Below are 11,800 nucleotides of genomic sequence, written 5' to 3' on the forward strand. Positions count from 1 at the left end.
CACTTTCCTTCGCCGGGCCGGACGCCTCGCGTGATCATCCCAGTAGGACGAGGAACAACCATGAAGCTGTCATCGACCAGAGTCCATGCGCGATCGGGGCTCACCTTCACCGCGATGGGCTTCGGCGGGGCACCCATCGGCAATTTCAACGGCGCTTACGACGAGAACGCGGCTTTCCAGATGGTCGCGCAGTCGTGGGGTCAGGGCGTCCGATACTTCGACACCGCACCGGGATACGGCAACGGGCTCGGCGAGTACCGGCTCGGACATGCACTGCGGCAACTCGATCGGTCGCACGTGGTCGTTTCCACCAAGGTGGGCCGGACGCTGAAGCCGACTCTGAACGCGCCGACCCAACTGGGGCAGTACGTGGAGATCCCACCCTTCGCCGCCGAGTACGACTACAGCTACGACGGCGTCATGCGGGCCGTCGAGCAGAGTATGCAACGAATGCTCACCGACCGCTTCGACGCATTGTTCATCCATGACTGCGATCAGCACACCCATGGCCCGGGCTACGTCGAGTACCTGAGACAGGCCATCGTGAGCGCGTTCCCAGCGCTGGAAACACTGCGTGACCAAGGCGTCGTGAAAGCGATCGGATTCGGAGTCAACGAGGCAGAAGTCATGGCGGAGGCAGTCAAGGCCACCGACTCGGATCTGTGCCTGCTCGCCGGCCGGTACACCCTGCTGGAGCAGGAGCCGTTGGACACGTTGTTCCCGTTGTGCGCCGAGCGGGGGATCGGCATCGTGTTGGGAGGGGTCTTCAACAGCGGCATCCTGGCCAAGGGCCCAATTCCAGGGGCCCGCTTCAATTACGGCCCGGCGCCTCGCGACATCTTGGACAAGACCGCCCGGCTCGAGGAGATTTGCCGCAGACACGGCGCCGATCTGCCGGCCGTCGCCCTGCAGTTTGCCTACGCGCACCCGGTTGTCACCAGTGTCTGCGTCGGTGCGCGTGATGCGGCCCAGCAGGACCGCAACGCCGAGCTTTTCGAAAGCGATGTACCACAGCAGGTTTGGGACGATCTGCGCGCGGAGGGGTTGATCCGGGAAGACGCTCCGACACCCTGATTCGGTCGCAATCACTGCCTGCGCGCCCACAACGGCGGCGTCTTCTTTTCACCGGCAGGAACCACAACGCCGCGCCGTTGCTTTGTTGGCAACGGCGCGGCGTTGTGGTGTTTTCTGTCGTCAGTGAGCGGGACCCGCGTCGGCCAGATGCGCTGCCTTGAACGGGTTCATGGCACCGGCGTCCAACACTTGGGTGGTGCCGGTGATGTAGCGGCCGTCCTCGCTGGCCAGATACACCACGGCGTTGCTGACATCGACCGGATCCAGGAACGGCACCGGCAAGGCGTGCATCGCCTGCAGTGCGTCCAGGGCGTCCTCCTGGGTGGCGTCGAGCTTGCCGCCGGCGAACAGCTGGTTGTACCGGGGATTGTTGATCATCAGCGTGTTCACGTTCGTCGGATTGATCGAGTTCACCCGGATACCGTGCGGCGCCAATTCGCCTGAGAGCGTGCGCATCAGACCGTTGACGCCATGCTTGGATGCCGCGTAGTGGCCGACATTGAGTTCGACGGTCAGCCCCGAGATCGAGCTGATCAGGATCACCGAACCACCCTCGTTCTGCCGTAGCAGTGTCGGTACCGTCGCCTTGATCGTCTTCCAGACTCCGGTGAGGTTGACGTCGATCTGATCCTGGAACTGCTCTTCGCTCAATTCCCACAGGGGTGCGGTGTCGTTGAGCGTGCCGGCGTTGGCCACCACGATGTCGAGGCGTCCCAACTCCGTCACGCCGGCGTCCACCGCACCTTGGAGTCCGGCGAGGTCACGCACGTCGACCTCGGCGATGAAAACGCGACGCCCGCGACTCTTGACGAGGTCGGCGGTGGTGACCAGATCGTCGGAATCGGCCATGGGGTACGGCACGGTCCCGATCTGCCGGCAGACATCCAGTGCGATGATGTCGGCACCCTCGTCGGCGAGTCGCAGGGCGTGGGAGCGACCCTGCCCGCGGGCGGCTCCGGTGATGAGGGCAACTTTGCCCGCGAGGCGAGTCATCGAGTCTTCGCTTTCCGCAACCGATGTCGACTACTGGTGCTGTTCGTTGGCGCGGTTCTGGCGATACTCGTCGGCACGCTCGTCGGTGATGTGCGGCAGCGGCGGGAAATCCAGCCACCCCGGGACGAAGGGGCTGGCCAAGTCGCGATCGGTCGGAATCTCGACCAGCACAGGCGCCTGCGCGTCGAACGCCCGCTTGAATGTCGGCTCGAGGTCGGCGGCCGATTCGACGCGGAACGACTCCAGCCCGAAGGACTTTCCGAGATCCTTGAAGCTCGGGCTGTACGGCGTCCCGTCGGGACGGTTGAACTCGGTCCCGATGATGCGATCGGTGGCGTTGCGTTGGCCGCCGCGGATCGAGATGTAGCCGGAGTTGTCCTGCACAACGAAGACGACCGGGATGTCGTGCTGGATCGCCACGCCGATCTCCTGAGCGGTCATCAAGAAGTCGCCGTCACCGGTGATGGACGCGACCTGTCGCTCCGGAGCGGCGAGCTTGGCGCCCAGAGCCGCCGGAACCGGCCAGCCCATCGACGAGAAACCACCGGTGGTCAGATGCGTGCGGGGTTCGTACACGGGGAAGGTCTGCTTGACCGCACCCTGCGTGTTTCCGGACCCGACAAGCACGATCCCGCTGCGGTCCATGACATTTCGCAGCGCCGCCAAGGGTCGCTGGAGGGTGAACGGGAACCGGTCGGTGTCCCGTCGGGTCGACAGTTCGCTCTCCCAATCCGCTTTGCGCTCGGCGATTTCGGCGAGGTACTCGGTGCGTTCCGGCTTGGTGCCGAGCGACGCGACGATGGCGGCGACGGCCGGCTTGGCGTCGGCGAGGATGCCGACCTCCGCGGGGTAGATCTTGCCGATCTCGTGCGGATCGATGTCGATGTGGATCAGCTTGGCCGGCGGGAAGGAGAACGACCTGCCCTTGGCGTAGCTCGATGCGGACCAGTCCGTGAACCGGCACCCGATGGAGACGACGACATCGGCATTGGCGGCCAAGTAGTTGCCGTGGATGGTGCCGGTCTGCCCGACGCTCCCGATGAACAGGTCGTGATCTTCGGGGAAGGCGCTCTTGCCGTTCCACGTGGTGACCACCGGGATGTCGAGACCCTCTGCCAGCGCGCGTACTTCGTCGGTGGCGTTGGCGCTGATCGCACCGCCGCCGACCACGATGACCGGCCGCTTGGCGGTACCGAGCAGCGCGACCGCGCGCTCGATCGCCTCGGGATCCGGATACTGCAGCCCGATGGGCAGCCGTCGCGCGAGATCGTGGAAGTTGACCTCGGCGGTTTCGGCGTGCAGGTCCCACGGCACCTCGATGTGGGCCGGGCCGCGTCGACCGGTCAGCATCGTGGAGAACGCGCGGTGCAGGACGAACGGCAGATCCTCGATGCTGTTGGCGATCCAGCTGCGCTTGGACACGGCCTCGGCCACTTGCGGGAACCCGTTGTCCTTTTGACGCTCGAGTTCCTGCAGCACGCCGCGGCCGCGCATGTGGCGCGGCGGGCCACCGGTGATCACCAGCACGCTGGTGGAGTCGCTGTATGCGGTGGCCAGTCCGAGGACGGTGTTGGAGGCACCCGCACCAATGGAGGTCACCGCGGCCATCGGCTTGCCCGAGACCCGGTAGTAGCCGTCGGCGAGGTGCACCGCGCTCTGCTCGTGATAGGTCTGGATGAACGGGATCTTGGACTCCGCTTCGTTGAAAGCGTCCATCAGCCCCCAGATTCCGTGACCAGGAATTCCCGCCACGTAGGGCACTCCGTACTCTTTCAGAACGCGGGCAATGACTTGCCCTCCATTGAGCCTGGGCATGAACTGTCCTTCCTTTCTGGAATGGCCTGCGGCGCCGCCGCCGGGTTCTGCCGCATGCGCGGTGTGCGCTGGGCGGGAGCCAGGCCCGGACAGGCAGGCTTGTCGACAAGTCTGCCGATGGTGATCCACGTCGCGTAGACCCATGATGAGCAGTCACCATCAGCACCCCTGCACACAGTGTGACGATTCCGGCGCGGCGACGTGCGCGCTGACTCGTCGCGGAGGGCCATACTCACGATCGACTTCCCCTCCACAGGCGTCGGCGGGCGCGAAGCGATTCTCGCAGGCCGGTGCGGTGAGGCGGAAGTGCAGTGCCATCGGCGACGAAGAAGAAGCCGAGCCGGGCATCGCGACGCCAGGCAATAGTGTGTGCAGTGCCGGCCGCCGATACTGCACATCCTGTATCTGTCGTGGCTGCCGCTCGAGAACTGAGACTGGAATCACCGCGCCGCAGCAGTCCGCCGCAGCGTCGTCAACACTCGCAGCAGCCGCAAGGAGAGAATTCGTGTCGGTCATTCTCAAGGCGCCGACCGCCGAGGTCGGTAACCCGCACAAGAGCAGCCCCCAGGTGGTCGAAACCGTAGCCGGAGTGCTCGACGACATCCGCGCCAACGGCGACAGCGCCGTGCGCAAGTACTCCGAACAGTTCGACCGCTGGTCGCCCGAGTCGTTCCGGCTCGATGAGTCGGCCATCGCCGAGGTCTTGTCCGGCCTGCCCACCACGGTGATCGACGACCTGGAATTCGTCCAGCGTCAGGTGCGCAATTTCGCTCAGGCACAACGTGATTCCATGCTCGATATCGAGGTCGAGACGTTGCCCGGAGTCAAGCTGGGGCACAGGCACGTACCCGTGGCGGCCTCGGGCGCCTACGTGCCGGGCGGCCGTTACCCCCTGACCGCCTCCGCGCACATGACCGTGGTGACCGCGAAGGTCGCCGGCGTACCGCGTGTCGCTGCCACCACTCCGCCGAATCAGGGATCTGTGCCGCCGATCAGTGTGGCCGCCATGCACCTCGCCGGCGCCGACGAGATCTACGTGCTCGGGGGAGTGCAGGCCATCGGTGCCCTTGCGCTGGGCACCGAGACCATCGCCCCGGTCAACCTGCTGACCGGACCGGGCAACGCGTATGTGGCAGAAGCGAAACGGCAGTTGTTCGGCGAGGTGGGGATCGACCTCTTCGCGGGCCCGACGGAGGTGCTCATCATCGCCGACGAAACCGCCGATCCCTTCGTGGTGGCCGCTGATCTGCTCAGCCAGGCCGAGCACGGTCCGGACTCTCCGGTGGTGCTCGTCACCACCTCGGAGCGTGTGGGCCGCGAGACCATCGAAGAGGTGACGCGGCAACTGAAGAACCTGCCCACAAACGCAATCGCGTCGGTGTCTTGGCAGAACCACGGCCAGGTGCATCTGGTCGACACCATCGAGCAGGCCTTCGCCCTGGGTGACAGGTTCGCCAGCGAGCATGTCCAGGTCCTGACCGCCGAACCGCGGCGCGCACTGGCCGAGATGCAGGACTACGGCGCGCTGTTCCTCGGTGAGCGCACGTGTGTGTCTTTCGGCGACAAGGCGATCGGGACCAACCACGTACTGCCCACGCTCGGCGCGGCGCGCTACACCGGCGGACTCTGGGTCGGCAAATTCCTCAAGACGGTGACCTACCAGGAGATCGAAAGCGCTGATTCCAGCGCCGAGATGGGCCGGATCTGCGGCCGTGCCGCACGTCTGGAGAACTTCGAGGGGCATGCCCGCTCGGCCGACGTGCGGGCGTCGAAGTACGGCGGCGATCAGCTGGCCTGGACCGACCACCGGTTCGCCCCGGTCGAGGTCGCGACGGGCGCGCAGAGTTGACCATGGCAGCCACCGCACGCGTGCCGGGACTCCGCGCAGTTGACCACGTCGCCTTCACCGTGCCTGATCTCGCGCAGGCGGTGGGTTTCTTCGTTGATCACTTCGGCGCCGAACTGGTTTTCATCGACGGTCCTTTCGCCGACGATGAATCGGACGGGATGCGACGGCGCTTGGCCGTCGACCCGAAGGCACGTTGCACCATTGCGATGCTCCGGCTGGGGAGACACCACAATGTCGAGCTGTTCGAGTACAGCGCACCCGATCAGCAACGCACCCCGCCGTGCAACAGCGATGTCGGTGGACACCACCTGGCGTTCTACGTGGACGATATCGACGCCGGGTTCCAGTACGTGCGGTCGATTCCCGGTGTGGTTGTGCAGGAAGGCCCGAATGGGGTCGACGACAAAGCTCCGGTTGCGGGTCAGCGCTGGTTCTACTTCCAGTCGCCGTGGGGTATGCAGTTGGAGATGACGACGTGTGCCACCGCCGGCTTCTACGAGGGCCTACCGGGTGCGGCGATGGCACCCCCGGCGGAGGAATGGCGGTGACGGTGTCCGATCACGCGGTCTCGGAGGCAGCCCTGCCTGGGACGCGGCTCGAGCACGATTCCCTCGGCGACTTCTACGTGCCGGCCGGGGCGTACTACGGGGTGCACACCGCGCGTGCGCTGCAGAACTTCCCGATCTCGGGCATCCCGTTGTCGACCTACCCGGAATTCGTGAACGCGTTGGCGGCGGTCAAGCAGGCCGCGGCCGCCGCCAACCGTGAACTGGGTCTGCTGGACCCGGAGCGCAGCGACGCCATCGTGGCCGCCTGCTCTGAGATCCGCGCCGGTGCTCTGCACGACCAGTTCGTCGTCGACGTCATCCAGGGTGGTGCCGGTACGTCGACGAATATGAACGCCAACGAGGTGATCGCCAACCGGGCCCTGGAGATCCTGGGCGCACACCGCGGCGACTACCACCGGCTGCACCCGCTGGATCACGTCAACTGCAGTCAGAGCACCAATGACGTGTACCCGACTGCGATCAAGGTCGCGCTGCAGGTGCACATCGCCATCCTGCACACCACGCTGCGGACGGTCTCCGAGGCATTCCTGGCCAAAGCCGAGGAGTTTCGCGGCGTTTTGAAGATGGGTCGTACTCAGCTGCAGGACGCGGTGCCGATGACGCTGGGGCAGGAGTTCGGCACCTACGGAATCATGGTGGCCGAGGATGCCGAGCGGCTACTCGAGGCCGCGCTGCTGGTCACCGAGATCAATCTGGGCGGGACGGCGATCGGAACCGGACTCAACGCCCACCCCCGGTACGCCCGGCTGTCGTGCGAGAAACTCAGCGAGATAACAGGTTTCAACTTGTCGACCGCACGTGACCTCGTTGAGGCCACTCAGGACGTCGGCGCGTTCGTGCAGTTGTCCGGGGTGCTCAAGCGCACCGCATTGAAGCTGTCCAAGATCTGCAACGACCTGCGGCTGCTCTCCTCCGGGCCGAGATCGGGGTTCAACGAGATCAACCTGCCCGCCGTACAGGCCGGCTCGAGCATCATGCCCGGCAAGGTCAACCCGGTGATCCCCGAGGTGGTCAACCAGGTGGCGTTCGAGGTGGTCGGCAACGATGTCACCATCAGCATGGCCGCCGAGGCGGGGCAACTGCAGCTCAACGCTTTCGAGCCGATCATCGCCCACTCACTGCTGCGGTCACTGACCCACCTCAACGAGGCGTGCAAGACGCTGACGGCCAACTGCATCACCGGTATCACCGCCAACGAGCAGCGCCTGTTCGCCTCGGTCACCAACTCGATCGGCATCGTCACCGCGTTGAGCCCGTACCTGGGCTATGCGGAGTCGGCCCGGCTGGCCAAGCTGGCGCTGGCCACCGATCGCGCGATACCTGATCTGGTGATAGAAGAAGGCCTGCTGTCGGCGAGCCAGGTGGCGCAATTGCTGACACCGGAGGCCCTGGTGCAGCCACGCGAGCTGATGCCCTTCGACAGCGCACCTCACGACAGTCCCGAGGAGGACAGCCCACGATGACGAAAGTTCTCTATCTCTATGGTGGTTGGCCTGGACACAGCCCGTATGACATCGCCGGCTGGACCCGCGAGCTGGTGGTCGGCGAACTCGGATTCGAGATGGAGGAGTCGCAAGACATCTTCACCCTGGATCGTGCCCTCACCGGTTACGACCTCATCATCATCGGCTGGAACAACGCGCTCACCACGGAGGACCTGACGGACTCCCAGGAAGACCACCTGATGGCGGCGGTGGAGTCGGGCACCGGGGTCGCTGCGTGGCACGGAGCGGCCGCGTCATTTCGCTCGAGTCTGCGTTATCACCTCATGCTCGGCGGCGACTTCCTGAGCCATCCAGGTGGCGAAGGCTATCCGCATCCGTACAAGGTGAACATCGTCGATCACCACCACGAAGTCACCTCCGGTGTGAACGACTTCGTGGTGGCCTCAGAGCAGTACTACATGAGCGTCGACCCCAACAACCGGGTGTTGGCCGAGACCACCTTCGACGGTGAGCACTTCCCCTGGCTGGACGGACTCAAGAGCCCGGTGGCGTGGGTGCGGAACTGGGGCCGCGGCCGGGTGTTCTACCACTCGGTGGGTCACGCGACCGAGGATCTCGCCGGCGCGGATGTCCGACGCCTGACCAAACAGGGCATCGCCTGGGCGGCCAGACAACCCTAGCTCGGGGGCCTCCCGCCCGGCGGCTGGACGAGGTGCTCCCGCCCGCACCTCGTAGACTCACTGTGCGCAATCGATCGGCGCAGTGTTGCACAATCCGGAAGAGCCGAGTGACCATGAGCATGACAATCGAGGCGGCACTGCAACTCGAGGTTTTCCGCCGGGTCTCGGTGACTGTTCACGCAGGCCAGAGCAACTTCGACCGCACGGTCCGGTGGGTTCACCCCACCGAGATCCCCGATATCGCCCAGTTCCTCAGCGGCGGGGAGATGTTGTTGACCGCAGGGCTGGGGATCGGTGCCGATGAAGAAGGCCAGCGACGCTATATCCGCGATATCGCCGAAGCCAAGGCCGCTGTCCTGATCGTGGAGCTGAGCGGTCGGGCGTTCACCACGATGCCGCCGGCCCTGGTGGACGCGGCACGGGAGCTCGAATTCCCGCTGGTCGGCCTCGACGGCGAACTACCTTTCGTGGAGGTTTCCGCGCAGGTCCACGAATCGATCATCGACCAGCGGGTGTTGGATCTGAGCGCATACGAGCGCCTCAATGCCACCTTCATGCAGTTGTTGCTGGCCGGCCGCGACCATGTGCACTTCACCGACGCGCTCGCCGCCGAAGTGCACAAGCCGGTGGTCCTCGAGGACGCTACGCGGCAGGTGGTGGCCTACTCGGGCAGCTCCCCGGCGGGCGATCTCACCCTCACGGAGTGGGAGCACCACTCCCGCATCGAGCACGACACTGCCGCGACCGGCAACGCCAACGAGGCGAACAACTGCACACGTAAAGCAGTGGTGCTTCGCGGTGAGCGATGGGGCTGGCTGCATGTTCTGCACGGCGGTGACGCGATCGCCGGCACGGCCGGCTACGCGATCGACAGGGCCGCCGACGGTATCGCGATCGCCCTGCTCGGCGCGCGGGAAAGCGGTGCGCGCTCAGCCCAGCGCCAGAACGCCCTGGTCAGTCGGCTGCTGCTCGGTGACATCTCGGGCGACGCCTTCGTCGCCCGCGCCCTGCGGATCGGCAGGGATCTGCGCGACCGTGCGTTGGTGGTGGTGTTCGTCTGCAAAGACGGGCGAGCGCCGAACACCGGAGAAGACGCAATGGAAGAGCTCTGCCGGAATCTGAGGGTGCCCGCCGTGGTCGCCGACCTCGGTGAGCACACCCTGGTGGTGATGGGGTTGTCGCGGACCAGTTCAGAGAAGCAGGTGGTGGAACGCCTGACAGCGCTGGAGGTTCGCGCCGGAGTGAGCCGGCCCGTCAGCGCCAGCCAGCTCTCCACCGCGGTGGAGCAGGCGCGAAGCGCGTCGTCGGTGGCTCTGGCCCGGCCGGACGCGGCCGTGCACCGGTTCGACGATCTCGGCGTCCTGCGGCTGCTCGCTTCGCTGGCCGGTGGGCCCGAACTGGCCCGCTACATCGAAGACGAGCTGGGCCCCCTGCTCAAGCACGACGCGAAAGCCAACAACCCGCTGCTGCCGACGCTGCGCACCTACCTGTCCTGCGACGGCAACAAGAGCCAAGCCGCTCAGTTGTTGTACGTCCAGCGCAGGACGCTCTACTACCGGCTGGAGCGCATCGAAGCATTGCTCGGCCGCTCACTCGACGACGCCGACACCCGGCAGGCGCTGATCTTCGCTGTCCGGGGACACGATCTGCTCCAGCGGGGGCCGCGGAGCTGACGACGCAGTTCGTGCAGCGTTCGCGTCGATGACTTCTCACAACGTGCCTGCCGTCCGGGCCTCGCGCGCAATAACTTTGGACGGTATAACCCGCGTCACATGACGACGATCCTCTCAGCCCAGGGGAGTTCTACGTGTCCATACCTGCTCTTGCCGTGCAATCCCAAGTGATCGCCGATCCGCCCGACGTACTCGACACCGATATCGCCGTCATCGGCTCGGGAATGGGCGGCGGTTCGCTGGCCTACGCCTTGCGTGATTCGGGCGCGAACGTCCTTGTCATCGAACAAGGAGATTTCCTTCCGGTCGAACGCGAGAACTGGTCGTTCGATGCCGTCCACACTCACGGCCGCTACAAGAACTCCGCGGCCTGGCACGACGCCAAGACCGGGAACGATTTTGTCCCCGGCAACTATCACTATGTCGGTGGGTCGACGAAGCTCTACGGCGCCACCCTGCCCCGGTTCCGCGAATGCGATTTCGGCACAATCGAACACATCGACGGAGAGTCTCCGGCCTGGCCGGTTTCCTACGCCGAACTCGAACCGTTCTACGGCGCCGCCGAGCAGATGTTCTGGGTGCATGCCAACAAAGGGGAAGACCCCACTGACCCGTGGCGATCGACCGACTATCCGTTTCCCGGGTTGTCCCACGAGGGCGCCATGGCGAAGCTGGTGGCCTCCGCCAGTCAGCAGGGGCTGCATCCCTTCGCGGCGCCGCAGGCACTCGACCGCCGGCCCGGCGGTAATTGCGTGCTGTGTGGTACCTGTGACTCCTTCGCGTGCATGGTGGACGCCAAGGGCGACGCGGATGTCGCTGCGGTCCGCCCGGCGCTGGACGCCGACTCCAAGAACGTGCGCCTGATGACCAATGCCGAAGTGGTGCGGCTCGACACCGACGTCACCGGACGTACTGTCGTGGCGGCCCGAATCAGACACCGAGGCAGGATGATTCAGGTGCGGGCCAAACGCTTCGTGATCTCCTGCGGTGCCGTGAACACCGCGGCGCTGCTGCTGCGGTCGCAGTCGTCGACTCACCCGCGGGGACTGGCCAACTCGTCGGATCAGGTGGGCCGGAACTACATGGCACACGTCACCACGTTCTTCCTGGCGATCGACCCGCGGCATCGCAACGAAGCGGTGTACCAGAAGACCATCGGTATCAACGACTGGTACTCGGCTGGGCCCACGAACCGTTACCCGCTGGGAAATGTCCAAGGCCTCGGAAAACTCCGGGGTCCGCAAGCCAAACTGGGCAAGCCCTGGGTGCCGATGCCGGTTCTCGACCAGGCCACCAAGTACACCTTGGATCTGTTCATCCAGAGCGAAGATCTTCCGATGGCCGACAACCGGGTGTCGTTGTCCCCACGCGGCCAGGTCGTTCTCAACCGGTTCGCCACCAACACCGTGGCCCACGAAGACCTCGTCGCCCGGATGAAAACCGTTGTCCGCAAGGCCGGTTTCCCGGTGGTGCTCACCCGCAACCTCGGCGTCGAGGCCACCTCCCATCAATGTGGTACCGCACGCATGGGAGACGACCCGGCCACCAGCGTCGTCGACGCGGATCTGCGCGCCCACGACCTGGACAACCTCTGGATCGCCGACAGCTCACCATTCCCGTCGTCGGCGGCGGTCAACCCCGCCCTCACGGTGGCGGCGCTGGCGTTGCGGCTGGGACACTCCGGCGCGCTCACCGCCTGAGT

At 65.4% G+C, this 11,800-nt stretch carries 9 protein-coding genes; 7 read left to right on the plus strand and 2 right to left on the minus strand.

Going from position 1 to position 11,800, the window contains the following annotated elements:
- Nucleotides 1–60 precede the first annotated feature (60 nt).
- Complete coding sequence (locus NL241_RS11200) at nt 61–1,074, plus strand: aldo/keto reductase (RefSeq protein ID WP_487696465.1); 1,014 nt, start codon at nt 61–63, stop codon at nt 1,072–1,074.
- Between the two features lie 120 nt (nt 1,075–1,194).
- Here the strand turns inward: NL241_RS11200 and NL241_RS11205 are convergent, their stop codons facing one another.
- Both NL241_RS11205 and NL241_RS11210 read right to left on the minus strand, forming a co-directional pair.
- The gene (locus NL241_RS11205; protein ID WP_487696464.1) at nt 1,195–2,067 is read right to left on the minus strand and encodes a mycofactocin-coupled SDR family oxidoreductase; all 873 of its coding nucleotides are present in this window, start codon (nt 2,065–2,067) and stop codon (nt 1,195–1,197) included.
- A gap of 30 nt (nt 2,068–2,097) precedes the next feature.
- Complete coding sequence (locus NL241_RS11210) at nt 2,098–3,882, minus strand: thiamine pyrophosphate-binding protein (protein WP_487696463.1); 1,785 nt, start codon at nt 3,880–3,882, stop codon at nt 2,098–2,100.
- A 505-nt stretch (nt 3,883–4,387) separates the two neighbouring features.
- On the opposite strand from NL241_RS11210, the gene hisD reads away from it, so the two are divergent.
- From hisD to NL241_RS11240, 6 genes are all read left to right on the plus strand, one after another.
- Nucleotides 4,388–5,731 (plus strand): histidinol dehydrogenase, encoded by a 1,344-nt coding sequence (gene hisD, locus NL241_RS11215; protein ID WP_487696462.1) that lies wholly within the window; start codon nt 4,388–4,390, stop codon nt 5,729–5,731.
- 2 nt (nt 5,732–5,733) lie between these two features.
- Nucleotides 5,734–6,279 (plus strand): VOC family protein, encoded by a 546-nt coding sequence (locus NL241_RS11220; RefSeq protein WP_487696461.1) that lies wholly within the window; start codon nt 5,734–5,736, stop codon nt 6,277–6,279.
- A gap of 32 nt (nt 6,280–6,311) precedes the next feature.
- Nucleotides 6,312–7,763 (plus strand): aspartate ammonia-lyase, encoded by a 1,452-nt coding sequence (locus NL241_RS11225; protein ID WP_494398285.1) that lies wholly within the window; start codon nt 6,312–6,314, stop codon nt 7,761–7,763.
- Entirely contained in the window at nt 7,760–8,425 is a 666-nt protein-coding gene (locus NL241_RS11230; protein ID WP_494397555.1) for a ThuA domain-containing protein, read from the plus strand. The genes NL241_RS11225 and NL241_RS11230 overlap by 4 nt, the downstream gene beginning before the upstream one ends.
- Before the next feature lie 113 nt (nt 8,426–8,538).
- Nucleotides 8,539–10,098 carry a PucR family transcriptional regulator gene (locus NL241_RS11235; protein ID WP_494397556.1) on the plus strand — a complete coding sequence of 520 codons (1,560 nt, stop codon included), beginning with the start codon at nt 8,539–8,541 and terminating at the stop codon, nt 10,096–10,098.
- 134 nt (nt 10,099–10,232) lie between these two features.
- Nucleotides 10,233–11,798: an FAD-dependent oxidoreductase gene (locus NL241_RS11240; RefSeq protein ID WP_494397557.1), complete on the plus strand. Its 1,566-nt coding sequence runs from the start codon at nt 10,233–10,235 to the stop codon at nt 11,796–11,798.
- Nucleotides 11,799–11,800: the final 2 nt, after the last annotated feature.

The sequence above is a fragment of the Mycolicibacterium sp. SMGY-1XX genome, from assembly GCF_059132455.1.

What these genes read in the sequence shown, in the direction of transcription:
- NL241_RS11230 (WP_494397555.1), top strand. Translation starts at nt 7,760, where the DNA reads ATGACGAAAGTTCTCTATCTCTATGGTGGTTGGCCTGGACACAGCCCG.
- NL241_RS11205 (WP_487696464.1), bottom strand. Translation starts at nt 2,067, where the DNA reads ATGACTCGCCTCGCGGGCAAAGTTGCCCTCATCACCGGAGCCGCCCGC.
- NL241_RS11235 (WP_494397556.1), top strand. Translation starts at nt 8,539, where the DNA reads ATGAGCATGACAATCGAGGCGGCACTGCAACTCGAGGTTTTCCGCCGG.
- NL241_RS11220 (WP_487696461.1), top strand. Translation starts at nt 5,734, where the DNA reads ATGGCAGCCACCGCACGCGTGCCGGGACTCCGCGCAGTTGACCACGTC.
- NL241_RS11210 (WP_487696463.1), bottom strand. Translation starts at nt 3,882, where the DNA reads ATGCCCAGGCTCAATGGAGGGCAAGTCATTGCCCGCGTTCTGAAAGAG.
- NL241_RS11200 (WP_487696465.1), top strand. Translation starts at nt 61, where the DNA reads ATGAAGCTGTCATCGACCAGAGTCCATGCGCGATCGGGGCTCACCTTC.